Annotated in this window: 25 protein-coding genes; 24 read left to right on the top strand and 1 reads right to left on the bottom strand. The window is 40.3% G+C overall.

The features are described from left to right. Window positions 1-9 precede the first annotated feature (9 nt). The 11 genes from EAH77_RS15770 to EAH77_RS15720 all read left to right on the top strand — a co-directional run bounded on the left by EAH77_RS15770 (window position 10) and on the right by EAH77_RS15720 (window position 10175). A complete protein-coding gene (locus tag EAH77_RS15770) occupies window positions 10-495 on the top strand; it encodes a hypothetical protein (protein WP_140473769.1) in 486 nt (161 codons plus the stop codon). Between the two features lies 1 nt (window position 496). After that, a complete protein-coding gene (locus tag EAH77_RS15765; protein ID WP_140473768.1) occupies window positions 497-1429 on the top strand; it encodes a hypothetical protein in 933 nt (310 codons plus the stop codon). Window positions 1430-1465: 36 nt separating this feature from the next. Continuing rightward, complete coding sequence (locus EAH77_RS15760) at window positions 1466-2713, top strand: hypothetical protein (RefSeq protein WP_140473767.1); 1248 nt, start codon at window positions 1466-1468, stop codon at window positions 2711-2713. After that, a complete protein-coding gene (locus EAH77_RS15755) occupies window positions 2714-3298 on the top strand; it encodes a hypothetical protein (RefSeq protein ID WP_140473766.1) in 585 nt (194 codons plus the stop codon). It begins immediately after the preceding gene. Next, on the top strand, window positions 3295-4050 hold the full coding sequence (locus EAH77_RS15750; RefSeq protein WP_140473765.1) for a hypothetical protein: 756 nt from the start codon (window positions 3295-3297) through the stop codon (window positions 4048-4050). The genes EAH77_RS15755 and EAH77_RS15750 overlap by 4 nt, the downstream gene beginning before the upstream one ends. Further along, a complete protein-coding gene (locus tag EAH77_RS15745; protein WP_140473764.1) occupies window positions 4007-5071 on the top strand; it encodes a hypothetical protein in 1065 nt (354 codons plus the stop codon). Before EAH77_RS15750 ends, EAH77_RS15745 begins: the two co-directional genes overlap by 44 nt. 80 nt (window positions 5072-5151) lie before the next feature. After that, the gene (locus tag EAH77_RS15740; protein ID WP_140473763.1) at window positions 5152-6348 is read left to right on the top strand and encodes an RNA-guided endonuclease InsQ/TnpB family protein; all 1197 of its coding nucleotides are present in this window, start codon (window positions 5152-5154) and stop codon (window positions 6346-6348) included. A gap of 310 nt (window positions 6349-6658) precedes the next feature. Continuing rightward, window positions 6659-7729, top strand: coding sequence for a hypothetical protein (locus EAH77_RS15735; RefSeq protein WP_140473762.1), 1071 nt, complete (start codon window positions 6659-6661; stop codon window positions 7727-7729). 102 nt (window positions 7730-7831) lie between these two features. Then, window positions 7832-8293 (top strand): hypothetical protein, encoded by a 462-nt coding sequence (locus EAH77_RS15730; RefSeq protein ID WP_140473761.1) that lies wholly within the window; start codon window positions 7832-7834, stop codon window positions 8291-8293. A 47-nt stretch (window positions 8294-8340) separates the two neighbouring features. Further along, window positions 8341-9183, top strand: coding sequence for a hypothetical protein (locus EAH77_RS15725; protein WP_140473760.1), 843 nt, complete (start codon window positions 8341-8343; stop codon window positions 9181-9183). 53 nt (window positions 9184-9236) lie between these two features. Continuing rightward, window positions 9237-10175: a hypothetical protein gene (locus tag EAH77_RS15720; RefSeq protein ID WP_140473759.1), complete on the top strand. Its 939-nt coding sequence runs from the start codon at window positions 9237-9239 to the stop codon at window positions 10173-10175. A 41-nt stretch (window positions 10176-10216) separates the two neighbouring features. Here EAH77_RS15720 and EAH77_RS15715 read toward each other — a convergent pair whose 3' ends face one another. Next, on the bottom strand, window positions 10217-11104 hold the full coding sequence (locus tag EAH77_RS15715; RefSeq protein ID WP_140473758.1) for a hypothetical protein: 888 nt from the start codon (window positions 11102-11104) through the stop codon (window positions 10217-10219). 82 nt (window positions 11105-11186) lie between these two features. On the opposite strand from EAH77_RS15715, the gene EAH77_RS15710 reads away from it, so the two are divergent. The 13 genes from EAH77_RS15710 (at window position 11187) to EAH77_RS15650 (ending at window position 23630) form a co-directional block, all read left to right on the top strand. After that, complete coding sequence (locus EAH77_RS15710) at window positions 11187-11468, top strand: hypothetical protein (protein WP_140473757.1); 282 nt, start codon at window positions 11187-11189, stop codon at window positions 11466-11468. Window positions 11469-11670: 202 nt separating this feature from the next. After that, complete coding sequence (locus tag EAH77_RS15705; protein WP_140473756.1) at window positions 11671-12747, top strand: ATP-binding protein; 1077 nt, start codon at window positions 11671-11673, stop codon at window positions 12745-12747. Then, on the top strand, window positions 12740-13003 hold the full coding sequence (locus EAH77_RS15700) for a hypothetical protein (RefSeq protein WP_140473755.1): 264 nt from the start codon (window positions 12740-12742) through the stop codon (window positions 13001-13003). Before EAH77_RS15705 ends, EAH77_RS15700 begins: the two co-directional genes overlap by 8 nt. Next, window positions 12993-13241 (top strand): hypothetical protein, encoded by a 249-nt coding sequence (locus EAH77_RS15695; RefSeq protein WP_140473754.1) that lies wholly within the window; start codon window positions 12993-12995, stop codon window positions 13239-13241. Before EAH77_RS15700 ends, EAH77_RS15695 begins: the two co-directional genes overlap by 11 nt. A gap of 66 nt (window positions 13242-13307) precedes the next feature. Then, the gene (locus tag EAH77_RS15690; RefSeq protein ID WP_140473753.1) at window positions 13308-13556 is read left to right on the top strand and encodes a hypothetical protein; all 249 of its coding nucleotides are present in this window, start codon (window positions 13308-13310) and stop codon (window positions 13554-13556) included. A 96-nt stretch (window positions 13557-13652) separates the two neighbouring features. Continuing rightward, entirely contained in the window at window positions 13653-14258 is a 606-nt protein-coding gene (locus tag EAH77_RS15685) for a hypothetical protein (protein ID WP_140473752.1), read from the top strand. Next, window positions 14251-17193, top strand: coding sequence for an AAA family ATPase (locus EAH77_RS15680; protein WP_140473751.1), 2943 nt, complete (start codon window positions 14251-14253; stop codon window positions 17191-17193). The genes EAH77_RS15685 and EAH77_RS15680 overlap by 8 nt, the downstream gene beginning before the upstream one ends. Continuing rightward, on the top strand, window positions 17193-17795 hold the full coding sequence (locus EAH77_RS15675; protein ID WP_140473750.1) for a hypothetical protein: 603 nt from the start codon (window positions 17193-17195) through the stop codon (window positions 17793-17795). Before EAH77_RS15680 ends, EAH77_RS15675 begins: the two co-directional genes overlap by 1 nt. A 2-nt stretch (window positions 17796-17797) precedes the next feature. Then, window positions 17798-18400 carry a hypothetical protein gene (locus tag EAH77_RS15670; RefSeq protein ID WP_140473749.1) on the top strand — a complete coding sequence of 201 codons (603 nt, stop codon included), beginning with the start codon at window positions 17798-17800 and terminating at the stop codon, window positions 18398-18400. Continuing rightward, window positions 18360-19319 (top strand): hypothetical protein, encoded by a 960-nt coding sequence (locus tag EAH77_RS15665; protein WP_140473748.1) that lies wholly within the window; start codon window positions 18360-18362, stop codon window positions 19317-19319. Before EAH77_RS15670 ends, EAH77_RS15665 begins: the two co-directional genes overlap by 41 nt. Window positions 19320-19380: 61 nt before the next feature. Beyond that, window positions 19381-20697 carry a hypothetical protein gene (locus EAH77_RS15660; RefSeq protein ID WP_140473747.1) on the top strand — a complete coding sequence of 439 codons (1317 nt, stop codon included), beginning with the start codon at window positions 19381-19383 and terminating at the stop codon, window positions 20695-20697. Continuing rightward, the gene (locus tag EAH77_RS15655; RefSeq protein WP_140473746.1) at window positions 20684-21403 is read left to right on the top strand and encodes a hypothetical protein; all 720 of its coding nucleotides are present in this window, start codon (window positions 20684-20686) and stop codon (window positions 21401-21403) included. The genes EAH77_RS15660 and EAH77_RS15655 overlap by 14 nt, the downstream gene beginning before the upstream one ends. A gap of 7 nt (window positions 21404-21410) precedes the next feature. Next, window positions 21411-23630: a hypothetical protein gene (locus EAH77_RS15650; protein ID WP_140473745.1), complete on the top strand. Its 2220-nt coding sequence runs from the start codon at window positions 21411-21413 to the stop codon at window positions 23628-23630. Window positions 23631-23643: the final 13 nt, after the last annotated feature.

The raw sequence follows: 23643 nt of genomic DNA, 5'->3' as shown, positions 1-23643 counted from the left end.
GGGAACCTCATGCCATTCTTAGATTATCTGGATACCCGTTTTATTAGACGGTCAGTATCTGGTGATTTCGCAAAGCATTATAATGAAGTCCGAAAATCAGCGGGAATCTTTGCTATAACAAATGACATGGTGGATACTTTTGGTACTAGCAAGACATATATTGAAGATCTGGTCAATACTGTCAAAGACCCTTATACTGATTTCCGATTTAATAATAAGCTGGCTTATCAGTTTTTAGTAGACAATTGTCCCGATTTAACTTTTATCGACTCCAGGATTAAAGATTTAGCCACTGCATATGCCATGTATTTTGGTGTAAAACCCGTACAAACTGCGATAAATAAACTGGCAGATAAGTTTTTGGATGACGATCTAACCATTTTATTAGCTCGCTTCGGTAGTTACGTTTCTTCAGAGACAGATGACCAATACGCGCTGATACAAATCACGAACCTCAGACACACTTATTTAACTGACCTAGCTCGGAAAAATTGAGATGAAAAAGTTTAATAATCGCAAGTTTGATACAGAGCAGACTACTATTAGTCAAAGCAAAGAAGATAACGTACATCGCCGAATCATTATCGAAGACGTTATGAAGAAGCGAGCGTTACAACAGCAAGTAGCGATTAACACACACTTTGAGAAGTTCGTTCTATATCGTAGAGCTCCAGAGGTCTTTGTTAAGTGTCCTTGCTTCCAAGATGAAGATCCAGTATCTTCTTGCCCTCTTTGCTATGGTGAGGGTGAACTTCCAGCTTATCAGATTGCAGGAACCCGACATCATATCTTATTCCATGCTAATAGTGCTCTCGCTACGGCAAACATGGCGTTGGATTATAAAGATCCATCAGGCATTCCATCATTCAAAGTAATACCTTCTGCCTATAATGGCCGTATGGATACTGACTGGATTGAGATTCAACCTTTCATGCAAGGTACTGAGGTTGAGTTCTGGTCTAGTATTAATCCAGATCTTATGCCACTGGTTAGTATTTTCTATAAAGTAGATGCTAGCTGGTTGCCTCTTGATACTTTGGAAGAAGCCTTAGCGGTCAGCTCTCGAGTTAAATTCAGACTGCAGATCTCTAAGCCAGAAGATATTACCGATGAAACTCCGGCTATTTGCGGCGTCAATCTTCGCTATAAAACTCAAGGCTTTACTGAGATTGAAGGAACGTCACCGCAATGGAGTCAGACCATTGACCGAACTACTTTAGGATTGCTGAAATTAATTGAGCAAGGCACTCTGAGTATTCAATGTGATATTCCAAATATTACTAACGGAGATTTCTTCCATCATATCGAGACAGGACAGCGTTTCAGGGTCACTGCTATAGATAGTATGGAAGCTCGAGGGATTACTTTTGACTGGCAATTAAGGGTCAGACGTATCCAAGATGATGAACTTTTAAACGAAATCAAATAGTTTACTCGTATATTATGTAAATTCAGAGGACTTTATATGACTAATAATCCAATTACGGAGTTGCAGAAATCTCAAGCTGCGGATTATACCGATAGTTTAAAGAGAGCAATTTCTGTAGTCGCCTCTCGAGGTTCAGCTTTAGTCTGGCCTTTGGAAGAGGTTTTGCAATTCAATTCAGAATATTATAATAGCATTTGCGCTAGCTTGGCTAATATTGCGTTCTCTCGTAATCCAGCTGCTCTCAAGCGGGATGAATCTATTATTGTTCTGGTAGAGATTGATCTGGCTACTTTCGAATCAGACACTACTGCATCGCCAGAAGGTCGTAAGCAAGCTATTTTAGATATGCTAAAGCGTAATGCGAGTGTTCTATTTAAGAGCTTATCCGATTCTCGTAATTGTTCTGGTGGCGTTATCATCCTCGGTAGTTCCGCTAAGATGCCGAAATTGACCGCTAGCCAATTAGCTGCTTGTTTTGAAACTTCTAAAACTGATATCTATTCAATTGAAAGTCAATTGGACTATGATTTGGCCCTGAAATCTGGCTGGAAACCTCAGCACATTTTGTCTGTTGGCTTAAACGCTATGACGGATATCGAAATGATGCAGTATCGTGCTCTGCAATTTAATTCGAATAAGCCGATCAATCTTCCAATGACTCATGAGCATGAAGCGGAAGAATCTCTGTTACCTGAAGATATTAAGAAATCATTGGAGCCTCAGCCAATAAAACCATTGTTTGAGGATCTACCGAATAATCCAGCTGATTTCAATGATGATCTCTTTGCTCCTAATCCACTGTTTGCATCTGTTGAAGCAGCTAATACTAATCTGTCAGAAGATACTCGTAATAGAGTAGCGGCTCAAGCTAAGCAAACTCTTCTGGCTGAACAGAAACCTGAATTATCCTTGATCTCTTTATCTATCCCTGTTAAGTTGAAAGATCAAGGCGACTATACTCTGCTTTTACGTGCAAATTATCCCGCTAGTCTGGAAGAAGGTATGTCTCCAACCACTAGTGCTGTCTGGAGTGATGAATCATTCTTGGCATTCAGTTGTCAACCTCTAGCATTATCTCAGTCGGATACAATGCTATCTGGTGCGTATTCTAAAGTAGTGACCCATGTTTCACGCTTAGATATTGCATCTGCTGCTGGTTCTGCCTATGAAAGTATCGTAGGTATCGAACTGTCCTTCAAAGACTACCTCAAATCATTCATAATTCCAGAATATTCAAATCAGATCATTGAGATTTTGGAACAAGTATATACAGTGAGAGATTAAATGGCTGCTTTTATCTTGCCTCCAAGTATTTATAATGAATCATTGGAATGTCGAACTCTTGCTAAGCCAATTATTGGTCTCGGATTAGATCCGGGATCGAATAACTTCGGTTGGAATATCGTAGTCGCTCGAGATTTAGCTGATTATGTGAGTATGGATTCTGGGAACCTTCTTAGCGTCCGTAGCCAGTACACCGAAGTTACTCCAGCATTTTTATCGGTTGTTGCAGAAGAAGTAATGTCTTTACTCTTATTATCTGAAGCAACCGAAATTGTTATTGAACGTTACCATCCTCGTGGCAGTCAAGTTCTGGCTAATGTTGAGTATATCAACAATATCATTGGAGCAATCGTAGTATCGTTGTCTTCATTGAAACATGTTACAGTTCGGCCATGTACTGCATCTTCATGGAAGCCTCGAGTCTACAATATTGACGAAGGCTATGAATGGAGTGACTGGTTTCCTGGAGCTTATAACATACATGCAGGTGATGCGGGTACTATGTTATTATCTCACTTATATCAGGCTAACGTTTTGCCATGGTATGGCAAATTCTGGAATGGAAAGGAGCTTGTATCAGTATGAGCCTAATTATATCAGTTATTGAATCAGAAGCAGCTGCATGGCAAGATCAGACCTATGTTCTTGAGAAATTCTCATGGGATCAGGTAGCAACTCTGATTTTTGCTGGTAAGTATCTAATGAATCGGAAAGAAGGTGCGTTCCGATTCCAGTTTGAGTCTCAAGACGATCGCGTAGTTCTTGCTATCAGTGAAGAAGGTAAACCTAACACTATCGAAATGGTAATGTATGAAGGCGAGCCGACCACCAGTAATTATGAAAAAGGTATCCGACCTCTTCTCGAAAAACTGGGTGCATACGCAGTAATTGAGAGTGGAACTGGCAATTTAGCAGTACCTGTTGCGAATGTTACCGTCAGCGAACAAAAAATAGGTGAGAAATCCACCCTTTTAGCTGACAAAGATATAAATGAATTCGTATTATTAAGTGAAATCATTAAACAGGTTAGATCTAATTTAGGTAGTCCTGAATACCGGTCACAAGCTATCGGCAGAAATGGGGACAAAACCTTCTTCTTTGAGATTACACGCTTTGATAGCGGTCGGGCGTCGCATAATCTGGATGGGTTATTATTTACTGAACCTGAATCCAAGACTTGTCCGTCAATCTCTAACGGTCACATCACTCAAGTTTTATGGAGAGATAAACCGTCCAACGTGAATGAAGAAACAGAGCAAGGACTTTCTGTTCTAGCAGGGATAAAATCCATTTATGAGCCAGAAACAACTAAGTATAACGATAGCCGTCCCGCATGATGTTGAACTGGACTATTTTAAAGCGGCAGCGTTAGGCTTTCTTCAATATCAGATTTTTCATGTATCTGATTTCTGGGAAGGCTTAGCTGAGCTTCTTTACGCGGCACATAAAGCTGGCGATCGAGAACTTCTCGATAAAATAGGTAGTAAAGCATTGGATTACAAAGACATTCCTGGATTATCCAAGGATGTCGAAGTAGATTATACGCCATCTGAGCATAAGTCTACTATTGTGAAGGATGATGACAACCCGTTAACTTCGTACGCCCGAATTCCAGTGGAAATTCATACAGAGATCTGTGAGTATCAACAAGACATCTGGATGAATATTCCATGTAATATGAAGAACTGCAAGCATTATTGTAATAGTCCAGAGTTCTTTAACTGTGGTTATTCAGCAGCTGATATTGAAAATCCTGGTAAAGAATCAATTGCATATCAGCTGGGAGTTCCGGTTGGGGAAATTGATGAAGTGCTGGAAGGTGCCTTATCTAAGCTCCGTAAGTCTATTCTGAAAGAGGAATATCTCGAACCCACTTACGACGTATTAAATATTGAAGGTTTTTGTGAATCTTGCAATACTAAGCAAGATAACCTCTTGACCTTTGATAAAGGATGTTATTGTGAAGAGTGTGTTGAGAATTACAGTGAGTTGGGATGTAATCTGATTAAGACTTATCAATTACCTCTTAAGAAATTGCTGCAATCTACTTTCCGCTATCACAAGAATCTGAACTATCAGGCTCTGTCGCTGAATGTGCAACCGAAAGAACTGACCGACCTTTATTACCGTGTTGGGATTATCAAACATGCTAATAATGCTAAGCCGTCGATGTACTTAATGAATAAGCGTCCAGGACGTGCAATCAAGATTGAAAATGCGGAATACTTCAATCTAAACGCCATTTCTGCACTCTCTTATCAGAAGCCATCTGCTGACGTTCTCCAGCGTCTAATGGACTTAGCAAAACGTGTAAATTCCTTCGTGGAAATGGAGTCTATAGCCGAATATTGCGAGTAAACAGCCAGATACAAGGGTAATTCCGGTTGTGTTCTTCCTTATCGTATATAAAACTATGAATATTGTGAAGGTGCTTTGTTTTGAACAAAACATATCGATATAAGTTATTCCCACGTAAAGATCAGCTTGAGAAATTATCTCAAGCTGCGGGATGCTGCCGATTTGTTTATAATGAAGCCCTTGCTTATCGCAAAGAGCAATATGATTTAGGAACCAACATATCTGGTTTTGATTTAATCAAGCGATTACCTCAATTGAAAGTAGTACATCCTTGGTTATCCGAAGCCCCTGCCACTAGCTTACAGAAATCGGTCGCTGATTTGGATATAGCTTATCGTCATTTCTTCCGCCGAGTTAAGCAACGCCAAACTCCAGGTTTTCCCAAATTCAAATCTAAACATGATCAAAAACAGAGYTTTAATCTGAAATGGGATAACATTAGTAGCAGCTCAGCCACTTATTTTGGCTGTATTTGGCGTAATAAACAATCTAATTGGATTCGTCTTGCTAAGATGGGCTGGTTCCGTTTAGAAATGCATCGCGATCTTCCTGAAAATGCAATCATTAAATCTGCAACCGTAAAAAGAGATATAGACGGCTGGTATATTTCCTTCTTACTAGAATTGCCAGAATTAGAAAGTCAGCCTTGCTTTGAGGATGCTGTTAAGAACTCAATCGGTATTGATTTTGGTCTTAAGAGTTTCCTTACTTTATCTAATGGTGACGAAATTAAATCACCTAGACATTATCATAAAGCGGAGAAGAAGCTGAAACGTTATCAACGTTCAATGAGTCGGAAAACCAAAGGCTCTAAGAATAGATTGAAAGCGAAACAGCGAGTAGCTAAGTTACATTTGAAAATTCGTAATCAACGAAAAGACTATTTGCGAAAATTAGCGTTTAATTTAGCAAATTCTTATAGTTTAATCACGATAGAAGATCTAACTATTCAGAACATGTCTAAAAATCATTGCCTAGCTAAATCTATAATGACTTCGGGTTGGGCAATGTTCGCTGAATTTTTAGCTGAGAAATGTTTAGAAGCTGATTCTCATTTGATTAAAGCTGATCGTTGGTTTGCTAGCAGTAAGATAATTTTTGACACTGGTGAATATTTGCCATTACTTCAGTTGAAACATCGTTGGTTGATTGATTGCAACGGTGCTAAAATTCACCGTGACATTAATGCGGCTAGGAATTTGAACTACTGGGGTCAGCATTTAATTTCCACCGGTGAAAAATTATCTACGCAAGCATATTTGAAATTATATCATTAATAGATTTACCTACCCGTAGCTAAGCGGGAAAGGGGCAATCTCCAAATTGCCAACGCTTGCCAGATATCAATAAAAACCACTTCTAATAACTGATTTTAGAGGTATTGAGGGCAAGAAGCCGGTATAAAACACTTGAAATGTCCGGCATTTGATAATATAATTAGTATATTGGGAAGGGGAAAAATTATAATAATCCCCTCCCGAAAAAGAATAAGCCTAGAGAATATTTAGGCAAGAAAACTTATATTAAAATAAAAGTGGTTGTTATCGGAACAACCTACTCATTATCCCTTATTTGGAATTTAGATAAATGTCATCATTCATTAAAACTCAAGAGTTACTGCGTCATAATGCGCTAATTGAAGAAGTTCTTGGCGAATCTGATGCTAAAAAGTTTCAAGACCTCCTCTATCGAATCATCCTCGGTTTAGAAGACCAGCCTCATGAGTTTTATAGTGAGCAGCGTGCTTTAAAACCTGGATCGAAACAATACGAAGCGCTCCAAACGTATCGTAGAATCACTTATCAAGATCCCCAAATTTCCCGCATGTGGCGTGCAGCCCATACTTTTATCCAAGAACGTAAATTTGAAACCGTTCAAGCTGCCGCAGCATTCTTCATGGTATGTCCAGATGATCTCCAGTCCGTAGTTAATTATTGGGAATCCATTGGCTCTCCTAGCCTCATGGACACTTTCTTAATTACGCATCGTCGTATCTTAGACGAACAAGTTACTCCAGAGCGTGTTAATCCTACTCAGTCCATGTGGCGTGCATTATCCTCCGCGGTTCGTGTAGCAATTAATAATGACAATCTTCGTTATCTTACCCAACAGGGTTTCATTGATGAAGAAAGTTTAGCTCATAATTGCTTGTGTGCTGGTATTCAACATGCCATGACATTAGATTTCCTTCCAGAGCAAGAACGTATTGCTTTGTCCCGTACTCGTGTCAACCAGTATTTGATCGACCAAGCTAAATATCTGACTGCTCGTGGACGTTCTAGAAACGAAGTTTACCATACAGCTTCCGGCCAGAAACAGTTCCAACGTCGTGAGTTTAGCTTTGAAGAAATGGCTTTTGATGGATCCATTGATAAAATCGAAGCATCTCGTGATCAACAAGCGGCATTCGTTCTGGACGATCCAGAATATACCTTGCTGCTCCAGAAGTTGCAGACCATCTTAACTCCAATGGAATATCGTCTGGTATATAACCTGATGGTTGATGTTGACGATGAAATCGAAACCCTGTTAGARGGTGAGAGTCTGGAAAATTGGTTCGAATGGACTTGTAATAAGATGGGTGTGAGCTTTATAAAATTAGCTTCTAAAATGGCTGATGCTCTGGGCAAAGAAAAGATCGCATGTCTGTTCAGTTAAGCTAACAACTGAGCAGTTTGAAAAGGGTCACTTCGGTGGCCTTTTTTATTGCTTAAAATTCGAGGTTATACTGGATATATCTCACTATTTAAGGTATATCTAATGACTCTAGTTTATAATGATTTTCAAAATGCGCTTAACTCCTTGATTGCTGCTAATAAATCTCTTCGTGCCGGGCTAATCACGTTAGCTGTCGTTCGTGGTAGCGAAAAGAGCCGAGCAGCTTTCCTTCGAGATTATGGCACTGTTCGAGCTAATGCCGGTCAACGTGCAGGTAAAACTATCTGGACATTATCTGAAGCTAAAGCCGATTGGATTATTATTCGTCCCGATGTAATAGATGATGTTTATGAATGTGAAGCGACATTTATGACTGCTACCAATAAAGCTGAGTATCAAAAGGTATTAGATACTATCGCTAATGGTAAATTCTCTACAGTGGTTATCGATGAACCTTGGGTGATTGAGCATAATCGTTTAGATAAGTTCTTCAACAATCTATACAAAGCGATGTCCAAATCTAAGTTACCCGAAAGCCGGATGCAATTAATCATTCTGGGATAATTGGCGTAATATATTATAGATATCGATTATTACTCTTAGGAACTCCCATGAATCAGATTCTTYCAGCTATTCAAAACTCAGTGACAGCTGCACTGACAGTAACACCCACCGATAAACGCGATCAGCGTTATTTCAAAGTTCTGAATGCGGTTGCTTCTGCTGAGTTTGTTAAAGCAGGCTTCCATCCTCAGAGCTGGAGCGATACTGGTTGGAAACCAGAAGATACTCATAACAAGTATTGGGTATCTACTCTCGTATCTCTGACCGGTATTCAGCATTACGGCACTATCAGCATGCTGTTTTCTGATGGTGACACTGGTTATATTCTGGCTGGCTATCTCATTGAGATCCGACATTTCGATGATGTTCATAAGCCAACGACCATCTTCTCTCAGGAATATATCAAAGATCTGGCTAACAGCAAAGCGCTGATCGGTTCAGCTGTCTCTGACTTCCGTCTGGCGCTGAAGAAGGCTAAACTGGAAGCTCTCTTTGAGCTGGAATCTGTTGAACTGTATACTGATTTCCGTACAATTCTGGCACGTCTGGCAGCAGGTCGAGTTAGTCAAGACTGGATTCCAGGTATTAAAGCTTCTTTTGGTATCTTACAAGGTTCTACCAATTGCGAATGGCGCTGCAATATTGATGCCACTGATTCCCGCACATGGGTTGCCCAGCAATTTCAGATCATGGCCAGTAAAAGTAGCGTTGATATTGATCTTAGCTACACTACTACAGATAAAATCATCAACCCGAAATCCCTTGCAGCTACTGCATTGGAAATCTTTGATGGTCTGAAGCAGGGCGAGGGTAACTCGCTGAAGCTGAAGCTGACAGCCGCTAAATTTGCCGGATCTAAGTTGGATGTGACCTTCCGTATTTCTAAGTAATAAGCTCGATATAAGCCGCTTAATTGCGGCTTTTTTCTTGAGGATAAGCCTATATGTCCGAAATAATTAAAGCTGCAATTAAAGCCGCATTGGTCATAACTCAGACCAGTGGTCGTGATACGCAATATGTGTACGGTCTAAATCTAAAGATTCTGAGAGCTGTCAAGACTACTAATCTCCAATTGAACACTCGCATCTTTGTCGGGGATGATATCTGGACTAAGTTCAACTTCGACCGTAAGTATTGGGTTTCTCGCGCAGTACTTTGCTATAGTACTGGTAGCGGATATGCCACACTGATATCGCTTTTATTTGAAGATGGTGTGCGTGGATATGTCTGCAAAGGCTATCGAATTGAGATCATCGAATCTAGCAATTTGGGTAAGTTCACTAAAGGTACTGGCCGGACTGCCCAATATAAAGTGAAAGATCGTCTGGAAGTTCTGCAGGAGTTTATCAACTCGGATGATCTGGTAAAATCTATTCTCAGTAAGCATCGCAACTTTATCCTATCCTCTAAGTATTCGATATTCTTCTATATTAGTGGATTCAAGATGCTGGCTTTCAATGACATGCTGTTCTTTGCTACTAGTGGAACAACTAACGTATTTATGTCATTGTTGAAGTATGACTATCTGGATGAGAATTATCGTTCCAGAACTAAGAGTCCGTGGGCAGAACCTGATCCGGCTTACGCTAAACGTAATTTTCCTGGATATGGTTCTTACAATGATGTTCTGGAAGAACTGACTATGGGCTTAGGAGTTGTAGAAGCTCCAGTTGCTATGAGATTCAAAGAACCTCTACCTCCTGAAGTGTTTGCTCAGTTTAAGAAGCGAGATTTGACAGCCGAATGCGCCGAACTATTGAAGAATAAAGAGGAGCTTCCCGACTATCTATCTCCAAAGGATTGGCCATTCAAAGTAGTTCTGAAAGATGTCAAGATGGCATCAGCTTCATTGCTGAAATATACTGCGGTGATTTCGAAGTAATTTAAGCAGAAAAAACCCACCGATTAAGGTGGGTTCGTTTATTACTTAGCTACGAAGTCAAGATATAAAGCGATACCGAGAGGATTCACTTCAACATCGACATTAGCCAACGTAACCGTTCCTACCGTGATCCCATCCAACGCTTCTTTAATGCTTGCCGGTACTGACTTAGGATTCAAGATCTTAGCAGCGCCACCATTAGATAAGCTGCCATACGTTTTCATTCGAGTTTTCTTGTTCTTCTCGATTTCCGACATACTAACACCAAGCGCACTATCTGGTCCGGGCGTAACTCTCATTGCATATCCACTCATTTTCTCAATGAGTTTGAACTCTGCACAGTTGAAATAGTTCATTGCTGGGCCGGTAATTGCACCCCAGTTACTTCCCAGACGGGTCTTAACTTCTTTCAGTACACCCAGCAAATGTTCTGCAGAACGATCTCCCGTTTTAGACATTTTCCATTTGTCCTGAACCTTTTTCCAGTTCTTCTGAACAGACGCTATCAGCGTTTTATTGTTCTCAACACCTTCATAGAAAGTTTCATACTGCATTCCATCTACACGGCCAGATTGAATCTGGAAAGTATAGCCGGCCATAACGTAGCCAGTAGTACCTTCATTGAATAAGAAGATCAACTGAACAGTGAAACGATCCAGCATGCTACCGAAAGTTGATGACGGGCCTAAGTAAGCCCAATAGTTCTTGCCATCGCGATGTTGCTGGTAATTAGACCAGTCAAACGAGGCCGGAGCTAAAGAATTTACTTCATCACCAAAGAGTGATTTACCGAGATCAATACACAGCTTACGCATATATTGATTGGTTCGGCTTTCATTCTTAAATGTCGACTTTGGATCTCTGTTTTTAGTAGCAGTCGGAGTAACCACGATTGCTGCTCTGATCGCATTCTTAATCATCTCGGACATAACTCCACCAATTGTTCGTAAATATTATATACAATAATACGACACTTTTACTCGTATTATATGGAAATAGAGGAGTTTACTCATGTCTACATCCATTAAAACAGTAACAACCGAATATGAGCCGGCAATGATCTTTAAGCCGACGTTCACAGTTGACCCTATGCACGAGTTACGCTGTAAACAGTATCACCGTGAAAAAGATCGTTCCGTAAACGGTATTCATCACGGTATGTTCTGCTTTAAATGTGAAAAGCCTTTCGAGAAAGGTCAGAAAGTAAAGCTGATCCAGTTCAAAGATCGTCGCTTGGATAATGAGCTGGTTTGTTTGACTTGCTGTGAAGAGATTGCTAAAGATGTCAGATGACGAGATTCCCCGTATACCTCCCCACTTATATCGTCAATGTGTGGGTGAGCTTACTGACATTGCAAGACTTTATGCGAACACTGATCAGTTGCGAGAGCGCATAACCTATACTTTGAGTAAATTTGTGGAACCAGATCACCCACACACTCGAAAAGACTAGTATATAAGTTTATAATTTCAGAATCTAGAAGGATCGTTATATATGTCTTGGGCAACAAAACACCGTCCATCCTCTTTTGGTACTTCTCAGTTGGTAGGCCAAGAAAGCGCACGCAAAATTCTATTCAACTTGATGAAGCGCTATGCTAAATCTGGTCGTGACTGGGATAAAATGCCATCCTGTCTGATTCTGGTTGGTTCGCACGGTTCAGGTAAGACCACCATTTCTCGAATCTCTGCGCGTCATTTGAACTGTGAACACGGACCTCTTACTGTTTGTGGTGAGTGTAAAAGCTGCAAGGCGATTGATGCCGGTTCGTTCCGTGATTTGATTGAGATTGATGCCGCATCAAACCGTGGTGTTGATCAGAGTTCTCAGTTAAAGCAACGTCTGGATTATGCGATCATGGGTCACGTTCGCGTAGTCATCCTCGATGAAGCGCATATGCTTACCAAGGAAGCTTGGGCATCTTGGCTGAAAACTATGGAAGAAGGTAAGAAAAATACCCTCTTTATTTTGGCAACTACTGACGAGAATAAGATTCCAGATACTATTTATTCTCGTGCAATGACATTCTTTATCAAGACAGTTAATCCAGAAGAAGCGGCACCTCGTTTAATCGAAGTTGCAGCTAATGAAGGTTACACTATTGATCAAGAAACTGCTCAGACAGCATCGTTCTTAATGCATGGCCACATGCGTGATTCGATTCAGCTGCTGGAAACGGCTTCTTTATTGTTATCCGATGAAGATGAAGCGAACGTAATCACAACCAGCAATTTATATGAAGCTGCTGGTCTGGCTTCTCTGGAAATGGCCCAGACGTTTACTCAGTTCTTCTTTGATCGCGACTTTGACGGTCTGGTAGCATTCTTAACCTCTTGCAATGAATCTCCAACTGGGTTATTGAAAGCCGCTCTTCAATATATCAACTCTGGCGTTAGTGATGTTGGTTCAGCGATGAATGCGGTTCCTCTCTATGAGAAGATCGCATTGCTAGAAGAGTTAGGTGTAGCTGTAATGGAAATCAATGAGCATGGATTATCTATTCTGTTCCTGACTCATTATTATCAACGCTTCCTCCGTAAAATCGGTGTAACAGGACAAGCAGATGCCTAATGTCAATAATGAAGAAGAGTATGAATTCACTGCTCAAGTAACAGTTAAAGTTAAGCTGAGTGTCCGCACTGATGCAGATACTCCTGTGGATCGCAAACGTTTAGCTTCTCAGATAGCCAATAATTATCTGCAAGGTAAGATCGATGGGAATAATACGGGTGCTTCTATGACTCCGGCGTTCCATGCTTATGGTGTCTCATTATCTAAAGCAGATAAACCGGTTTTCACTAAACGTGAATCTTTAGATGGTAAATAAAGCAGAAGTTCAACTCAGTACAGTTCAGATAGCATTAAATCTGGATGTAATGATTATTAACAGAAATGGTGATCCGGTTGATTATGATGGCATTCGAGCTGCTATAGTCCAGAATGTTATCGAAAAGTTCGCTTTACCGGAAGATGGTCACGTTTTCAGAATTGAAGGTAGCACTAATACTAGTGTCCATAATGTCAATTTTGGGAAAGTTACTGTGCTGGAAGAGATATTCAAATAATCTTTCCCGTAAAATGGTGATTGAACAAATTTGTTTTGTCTTTCTCTGTTTTAAAGGAACCGAATCATGCTCAAGCTCTCAGCTATTAATAGTGTTATTGCGTCTGAAGTTGAAATTCAGGCTAAGAAAGTCAAAGTTGTGCGCGATGGTCAAGTCGTCACCAAAGAAGTTCATCTTCACAAGAAAAAACGTAAGATGACTCCTAAGATGCGTCAGGCTCTGCAGAAAGCCCAGAAAAAAGCCCATGCCGGCGGCGCTGACAAAAAACGTGCCAAGTCCATGAAAATTCATGAGCGCACTGTGCACAACACTTAAGCCCGAATCCCGACCTGTTCTAAGAAAACCCGCTTAATTGCGGGTTTTTGTTTGTATATCGTATAATAAAGAAATAATTAGCAGAGGAATTGATATATGTCTGCCCACTTAATATCTCTTATAAATGTTCAGAATAGTTCCAAAGGTCGTGTGATTTATAACGTGACTATTGACCCTTCTGCTCAAGCCGATGAAATCTTAGCTTTTGCCCTGATTGATATGGCTAAAAAGCACGATGTTGAAGTGCACGGCGTTTGCAAAGGCTATCAGATTGAAGCCACCTCACAATGCACTCCAGCAGAAGTTCTTGAAAATTACAACATTCGTATTGAAATGCGCGAAATGTCTGCCAAAGCATCCTATGACCATGTTCAAAGTGAAATCTCTGAGCTGGAAACAATTCGCGATTGTCAAGAAGAACTACTAACCCAGTTTGATATGATTGAGAATCTAGTTACAACTCGCAATTGGCTGGAATGGTTTTACAACGTATATAAGATTATGGATAAAAGTCCAAAGCCTCTTGTGTTCAGCACCACTCTTCTTAATAAGAAAATGCGCTTGTTGCATGATAAAGAAGATGCCACTGCTAACACTTTGATTGTGCGTTTGAAAGATCAAGTTAAGTCTGGTAATTTAGCCCTCATGACTATTAACTGGGGTGCGGATATTGGTACCTATTTAAAGGAGCATCATGAATAAGTTTAAACATTTCCAGGTTTCTAATGGAATGTCTTTTGGAGATCTGGATCTCAATCTAGACTCTCCAGGAATGAACCTGATCATGGGTGAGAACCTTGATGATACATCGGGCAACTCTAGCCGAAATGGTTGCGGCAAAAGTAACATCTTTACTTTGCTGAACTACCATTTGTATGAGAAAGGTTTGGATCTGGTTAACTTCAGAAGTAAATCTGGTATCATTAAGACTGAAGCTGGCAAAGACTATATGTCCAAGCTGGTCTGGAATCCAGATCAATTGCCTGCACCTGACTATCTGACCAGTTATCAGTATCAGAAATATCAAGATTGGGGTTCTGGTGCATATCTGATTAAGAACGGTAGCTGGGAAGAATTCGCTGCTGGTAAAGATGGTGCCGAAGATCTATCTAATTGGAAGACAACCGATACTCAGCATTCTTTTGCTGACAATCTTAATCTAACATGGAATGAGTGGAACCTTCTGGTCAATTTGACCAATGTCGATGATGACAAAGATGATCCATTCTTTACTAACCAGAATAAGGTTCAACGTCTGGAAATCTTCCAAAGCTTGTTTAAGATGGATTATAGTGCGGCCCATCAAGAAATTAAGCTTCGATTAACCAATTTGCGTCGTCAGATTGATAAAGATAACACCGCAATTGAATCTGCTCTAAACGTTCTGAAGTCTCAATTGGAAGAACTGCAAACCAACGAAGAGCTGGAAGGTTCTGTTAAGATCTTAACTGCATCTGTGGAGAAATATTCACAAGCTGTACAGCGCCTGACCTCTCAGATTGAATCTCGTGAAGCTAAATTGCAATTGTTGGCAGAATATGATCAGCTTAAAGAAGTCTTGATTCAATCTGGCATTGAAGTTGAGAAGTTCAAATCTGATGAAGTTCGTGTAGCCTATGATGATTATCGCATTGGTGTCGAAACAGCTCAACAAAACATCTCCGATTTACGTGTCCAAATTACTCAATTGCAGCAGTATGAAAGCCTGAAAGTCACTCTGGACAATGCCGAACAATCTGCAGCTTTCTATATTGGCGAAGGTTATACTGTTGAAGGTATTCGTCAGAAGACCTCTGATAATCAAGACCTGATCTCTAAGCAATATCGCTATCAGCAATTAACGAGTAAGTATTCTTGGTTGTCAGATTCTGAATATGGGGCAACAATTCAAGACGTAGCGATCTATATTTCTCAAAATCGTAGTCAGATGGCACAAGATTTAAGCGTTAATCTGACGTCTTCGAATAACATTAAAACCGAATTAAATAATCAAAGAAGCGCTCATACATTTATGTTGAGTAAGCTCTTCCCGAAAGTAAAACAGCTTCTGGGAGAATTAGATCAGGCTAAAGCTGGCGTGGAACAATTCAAAGAGTATGCAGAGTTTGAATCGGCTCAAAGTGAACTAGAACCTGCTCAGAAAGCTCAGTATGATATTAAGCTGAAGTTGCAAGAAGCTAAAGCTGCTGTAACTAAAACGTTACATGATATCGAACATATGTCTTCTGGCGTTTGTCCAACATGTAATCAGCAACTCCCTGATTTTGAAGATACTGAAAAAGCCCGTAAAGATCTCGATGATCGATTAGCGGTTAATCAGCAAGCAGTAGTAGATCTGGAACAGCAAATAGTTCAATCAGATGAAGAGCTGGTAGCGCTGAAAGATAAAGCGGCTAAGTTCAATCAGTATCGTTCTGCAGAAGTATCTTTGAAATCAGTTCAGACTCAGCTCAACGAACAAATGAGCGAAGAAGAAATTGCCAAGCTATCTTATGAATATCTGGAAGAAGAAACGTGTAAGAGTCAATTTCGTTTAGCTGACATTGATATTGAAATGGCTGAACTGGAAAAAGAACATCGTTTAATTACAAGTCAAATTCAGCAACTTAATTCAGCAATTGATGATGAATTAGTATTTATTGCAGAACATTCTCCAATTACTGTTTMAGAGTTGGAAGCTGAAAATACCCGTTTGGGTAATGTATCCCAGATTCTTACTAGTCTTGAGCATCAGCGTACTAATATGGCGCCAGTTCAGGCTAGCGTTCAGAACTTATTGGATGCGGAATATACTGTGGCCAGCTTGAACCTTTTGCTTAGCGATAATACTTCGTATTTGCAAGGTGCTCGTGAATATATCCAATGGGCAGAAGCGGTTCTTCCAATGCTGGCATCTGTAAATGATTCCAAGTTTAATGATATCGAAAGTGTTCGTTGGATGATGGAAGGTGATACTTCTGTAGATGATCGTTCTTCTTTGACTAATATCCAAGAAATGTTGCGCAATGATCAGAACACTTTGGCAAATGCTAACTACGCTATAAAACAGCGTGCTGATCTAGAAGCTCGAATTCATCAACAAGAACTTCTAAATGAAGATCTGATGGCTTCTCGTAAAAGATATAAAGCCCTGCAAGCCCTTGAAATTATGTGCGGACCGAACGGTTTAGTTTATTCCCGTTTGGAGATTATCTTCGCTCAACTGAATGCCATTATGAATAACTATATGAGCATTTTGATCCCCGAAGGTAATAGCATTAATCGTCAAGTGACGACTTATTTCGAGATGACTTCAGATGGTCCGATCCAAACTGTGTATCGCGGTGATGCTCCAATTGCTAGACTGTCTAAGTCTGAGAAAGCTCGCGTTAAATTGGCCAGAACACTAGGTCTTCGTGAGTTCAGCTTACCGTCCAAGCAGTGTAATATCTTGTTATTAGATGAGATGGATGGCAGTGCTTGCGATACCAATAAAGAACGTATTTGGGAATGTGTTCATTCACATGTTGAACGTTTTCCTCAGACAAGCGTTTTCGCAGTATCTCACTCCCAGCAAATGCAAGAATCTGATATGTGGGATAAAGTTTACAAAGTAGTTAAGAAAGATAGCTACTCAACGCTGGTGGAAGTTAGCTAATGGAAAATTTCTATTCACGTAGTGCTCAGTATCTTCTCGGGCCAGATTATTCACAAGTTCGCTTTGATATTGACACTGAAGTAATTTATTCAGAAAAAGAGCTGCCCAAGCGGTGGCTCAAACTTCTGAAATTGGAAGAAATTCAGACTCCAACTGAGTTTCTCTACAAAGGCCCGAATTACTTTGCGTGGATTCTTGCACGCATGGCAATTAAAGCTGCTCTGGAAACGAATGATCTAGCATTCTTAGAATTTTCTACTAAGTCTTTGATCATCAACTATGAGAAACAGTTTTTCGAATATTTGAAAGAACGTTTTCCAGAGGATATTGTCTCTTATACAACGGCTTCTTTCACTGCGAATGGACTCTGTTATGCACGCATTAGTTTGTTTGCAGGTAAGGAAGAAGACCATCGTGACACCCTCAGTGCAGGTATCGTAATTGGTATTGAAGGGTCAAGACAATATGTGGAGGTCAGTTATACAAGTGCTGATCTCTGGGATTATTATTTCGGGATGGAGACGTTCTCTATACAAGAAGTCCTGACTGATAGCAGTTATAATTCAATTAGGAACTTATTGTTAATCTCGTTAAAGGCGTAAAGATGTTCATACATGATAATAAGAAGTTAGTCGAGGGAGCTAGTTTCCCCTTTTCAGAAAATTTCATAAGTGTATTGAACTCCCAGCTAGCATCAGCAGCTTTTCGCTATGCGTTTGACTTTGATGGCGTTCTGACGATTATCTCTGAAGAACGTCGCCAATTGCAGAAGATGGGAGATGGAGAGACATATTCTTCTCCGGAACAGTTTATTAAAGACGGGATATCGCCGGTCGGTATTATGGCAATCAACTTGAGCTGGTCAGAGCCAATCGCCATTATTACTAATCGTGAAGCATCGAAAGATAAAATCTTGGCATCCTTTGACTGGTTAATCCGTCATGGTGCATGTATGGCTAATATTTTCATGGTCATGCGTCAAGAAGGCGTCTCTCACACTAAGGCTGAGCGCAAATACGAGGTTCTTTCTCAATTAAAGATTAAGAACTTCTATCTGGACGATAAAGAGAGCACTGTAATTCAGATTCAAACCAAGTGCCCTGACGTTAATGCTTATTTCTATTCCAGCCAAGAAAGTCCGGATGTGTTGTTGGAGAAATCATTACATGCAATGGCTAAAGCTTCAGGGAAAGCTGCTACCTTATAAAGTAGCGTGGTTGTTGGTTGTTGGATTCTCTATTGTATACACTTTACGGGGTATGCAAGCTATATTTCCTGGAGATACGCTGTTTTATTTCAAGGGGAATCCAGTAACTGAAACTCATTTGCTAGGTATTGCACTTTGTTTAGGTCAATACACAATGCTGTCGATATCGTTTAACTTATTCGGATCAGAGTCTAAGTTACACATTAAAGATAAAACGATGGCTATTAGCGGATTAGTGATCGGAATAATCTTGACCATTAGCAATACAACTTTCGCATTCAAAGCAATAAATATGTCGAAAGATGATGTTACGGTTAAGGTAGAGATGTTGATATCAGAATCGGCCTCACTGCAGAATCAGATCCTTATGAAGACGCAGCAGTTGAACACTTATAATGCACAACTGGCATTAGTGCCTAAAGAACATTCGACCAACATCCGTAGAATGTTCCAAGACATTCAACCCTACGTTGAGAAGACCCAAGCAGAGTTGACTGATCTCCAGAATCGGAAGTTTAATAAAGATGCGGATTTAGCTAGACTGAAAGGTCAATCTGAAACGAATCGGAACTTCTCTTTATCTGGTATGGATGGTTCGAAGCTAATCTCTATGATTATGTCTTTGGCACTCGATCCAATTGCGATAATGATTATGCTATCAATGCAGAGTCTTCGTAGCCAGTATTGGAAAGAGTTAAAATCATCTTCCTCAGGAGCACCGATAAGTCTGAAAGAAGTTACTAAAAGGATTCGACGTTCGGGTCATAATCCAATCGGTAGTTCTTTTAGGAAATCCGATAACGTGGAACCTATTCGACCGATGCAAGAAGTCCAATTGGTTGATTATGACCCGCCAACTGTTCAAGAAAGTGAGATAGATGTTTTGGAACTTTCGATTCCAGCTAAAAAGCATAATTGAATAATAGAAGCCTCAAGATTGGGATAAAATAGTTATATTATCTTAGTCTGAGGCTTCTCTTGTGAATGTCAAAAACCCTTTCGGTTTTAACTTAAAGTTAAGACCTCTCTGGTACCAAATCCAGTTAATAAAGACCTCTCTTCTCAATCCCACTATCCAGCTAGCTTATGGATCTTCTTTTTCAAGAGCAGATAACCTATTCAAAGAGTTCTTCAAGAACTTCTGCATCTCCTATGGGGTAAAAGATAATTTCTATCCTAGCCCTCAGGATATTGCAGGTCTATCTGACTTAGAAACCTTTAAGATCCGAGTATCTCAACTCAGATACACGCTAGGCTCTCGAGATATATCGCTTAATCTGATTGACCTTCTTAGATCCTTCATGAAGTCTAAGAACTATGATTTAGCGATGGATAATCTATTCCGGTTTAGTGATCTTACTCAAAAGCTGAAAGATGTTTCGGTTCAGCAATTTTGGGCAGATATGTATCACGCTAACACCATGACTCTTTGCAACTTCTTACAGAAAGATCTGTACAATAATACTACGGACAGTGTTATGTCGGAGTTGAATAAGTGTGCTAATAAATACACTGATCCTGTCATTGACACCCTTATTGCATATCTGAACACTAAAAGCCAATATTCGTTCAAAGACCTGTATTTATCCAGCTCTACTTGGCAAGAATTCTGGGATTATGCACCATTAAAAGTGCGACTTAAAGTATTCAATAAGCTTCCCAAGTCCCATTTGATAGAGACAGCAGCAATTCTGGGAGTCACTCCACTAGACTTAAAGCGAGTAGGTGTCGCTCTCAGTATAGAAGCTATCCGAGTTGCGGCTCAATCTAGTGATCAGAACCAACGTTTATTCTGGTTGCAGAACGTATCTGGGGTTCCCGTCATTCCTATCTTGCAATATCGCTTGCAGAAAAATCAGAATCTAACCGCTATGTCCAAATTAGAACAACAAATCATTCTTGCATTTATTCAGTCTATTCGCAAATGGACTCAACAAATGAAATCATTAGCTCAAGCTGATCTGGTTCCAACTAATCATCCAGTTATTAAAGAATTCCGACGTCAAGTATCTAGTAAATCGCCTGCCCAAGTATCTGAAATTGATTTGTTCGCTTTCCAACGAGAAGGTAAGCTGTATTACGTTTACCAAATTGTTGATGCAAGGTTGACTTCAACTCGCAATAAAACGGATATAATTGGTTATATGGTGTATGATTTAATAGCGGATAGACCTATTTGGTGGAAAATCGCACTATTGAATGATGCCGGCCTCAGCTATATTTCAAGCCCTGCTCAAACGTTAGGCATTATTACTGGTGCTATCCAAACAGGACTCCAACGTTATGTTAGAACTTAAAAAGCTGTATGAATCTTTGACAGCATCCCAGAAAGCTTCTTTTGTTGAAGCTGGTGTCGTCTTAATCGATGACTATTCAAATCCTCATGATTTCAAAGATAAAGCTACCATCTGGTGCAAAGCCATTATGCGCAAATATGGCTTCTTGAAATATGATTGGCACTGGATGGACAGTATGCGGGAATATGATCCAGTTACGGACAAAGGATCATCCACTAACTGGATTATTCAGTTTGAAGATGCAGCCATCTTTAGTAAGAATATTCTCGGACCCTTAATATTGTTTGTTGAGAACGGTGTTCGTGGCTATATCATCAATGCAATGTCCTGCGCTTCTTTGTTGAATACTGGTCGCACGGTTATCTCTCCGCAGATGCGATCTTCTAAAGATATGTTTAAGACCATCAAGGAAATTTGTATTCCTTCTTGGATTAACGCTTCACTAACTCGGGATATTACAAAGCGTATGGGGTTCACAGTCCTCTGCAATGCTTATTCCGATTCAACCAAGATTTTCCGATTAGTACTCGAATTTAATGAGAAAACCTCGGATATCTATTCAGACGATATTGAAAACGCCATCAATTTCATGTCTAAGTATATGTCCACCAATTTCAAGATGAATCTGATTAAGACCGCAGATACTAGCTATGGAAAGTGGACTGCATATAATTTAGATTTCCAGCCGAGCTACAGCATTCTGTGAGGCCAGCATGGCAACAACGTTAATAGTTTCAATCCGTAACGTTGCCAAAAWTGTTACGAAGGTTAATGCGTACAAGGTTCAAGTGTACTTCAAAGATACTTCGAAAACGAATTTGGTAGCGCTGGGCGATGCTCTGATTGATCAGAACAATTCGCTCTTTAAGGTGATAGAAGTTCCTGAGAAAATAGTCAATGGTTCAACTATTACTGTCGAAGGTGTCAATTATCCGCTTATCTCTACCCTGTATGCTTCTAAAATACAGCTTGGAGGTGTCGCTGCACCCATTCAACGCACTATTTCTGGTAAAATCTTAGCTACTAAGCTGATTGATCCGGCTACAATGGTCGTTGAAGTAACCGTTAATTTTCCAATTGCTGCGAAAGAAGATATTGGGCTGATTCAAGTTGGGTCGATTTTCGTCCAATCACCTACTTCATCCTACCAAGTGACTCAAGTAATGGAACAGGAAGGCCATTACCAGATTAAGACGACTCCGGGCAGTTCGAATGTAGGCACTCCTCCGCCGACTTTCACAGTAGATATTTCAGAACCATTCTCTTTGGATGCTCCGACTACTGGAAATAATGTTCCTGAGATCTTCATTACTAATGTCTCTGCATCTGACAAAGGTAAGAAAGTTCTGTTGGAGCTGGAAGATTCCTATGTTCAGGCTATTGTCCGTCGTTTCCAATCAGGCACTGGTAAGATTCTGGTTGAGGTTACTTGGATTGACCGCTTAGGCTTGCAATATACCGAAGCAGACGTCCGCGTAAATGATCAGAAAATCTCTCTGATTAAACCTCAGGCTGATTCACACACCTATAAAGGTTACATTTCTCTTGATAATTTCAAGACAGGTGAACTGAAAGCTACTTTAGGTACAGGTGAGTCTCATGCTATTCAAGGTGAAGTCATTACTCAGGTTCCAGCCATTGACAATGCTAAGCTTCTTGGCTTAGGTTATGGCCAGACTGCCCTGAAAGTGAACGATATTTTGCAGATTCAAGTTACTACTGACAGTGAACATCCAGTTCGTCTGGAGATTCAATCTAATGATTTTTCTTTGATTGATGAAACGCTCACTCCAGTTAATGGTGTTGTGGTCTGTAAACTTCGTAGCCTCTATTCTGGAACTCAATCCAAAGATGTCGATGTTAAATTGCGTCTGCTGTCTGTTTTCGGCTATAACAGTGAATGGGCTAACACTACTTCCAAAGTAACTCTGCGTAATGTTCCACCAGCAGTTTCCCTGAAAGAAGTAATCTATCCTAAAGGTCAGCGAGCCATCAAAGGCACTTATGATCTCTCCGAATATGCATTTATCTCTTTAAATATTGAAAGTGCGACTCATTTGCGCTTCCGTCATGTCAATCCAGAGAGTACTAAATGTGAATTCGATGAAGAGGGTTTCGTTAGTGTTGTCGAATGTACTAAGCCAGATGGTGCAGTCGGTGCTCGCATTTTCGTAGACCCATCATGGGAAGAAAACTGTCTGTATCAGAATAACATTGAAGTTATCGCTTATAATAAGGATATTAACAAGGAAACTCGTTGCTTAATTCAGGTTAATGTGGCGAATTTACCCTTGCAAGCTGTGTTGTCTGGTACTGGAAAGTCTTTGATTAGTGGTGGCAACAATGGGACTCCCATTCAAGTTCACAAGCTAGGTTTGGTAGTCAATCAAGAACTCCTGCAAACTCCAACGCTGGATGTTCCCTTGGCATTGATCCCCACGTTTGATAAAGTGTCTGATACTGAATGGACATTAAATCTGACTGTTCACGATGATGATGCTCGCGGTATTGTGCGCCTCTCTAAATTTGAGATGGTTAACTTGGCGGGTATCACTATCAAGAACCCCAGCAACACTGATACTCTGGCCATTGGTGGATTTGTTCGCCGTGAATTTAAAATCCGACCTTACCCTTACCGAGAAAGTTACGATCGTCTGGGCGTTGATATTGTTGAGCCTAGCAATCTGGTTGCTTCTCACTTTGGTTTAGGTGCGGGCTTGACGATTCCAATGTCTATGAATAAAGTACATGATGAAGAATCGTGCACTTTGATAGATGCAACGACAGGTAAGCCGAATTTCAAACGTGGTTCCCGAGTGTATAACAATCATCTGGATACTTCAGTTGGTAATACAACCGGCAACTTAGTCATCTCAATTGAGGAACTGCCGTACGACTACAGCTACCTCACTTATAATCCGACTATCGTTTAATTAGTGCTTTGTG

Source organism: Ewingella americana (assembly GCF_006438725.1).
GTDB classification, from domain to species: domain Bacteria; phylum Pseudomonadota; class Gammaproteobacteria; order Enterobacterales; family Enterobacteriaceae; genus Ewingella; species Ewingella americana_A.
This window is presented reverse-complemented; position numbering and strand designations above follow the sequence as displayed.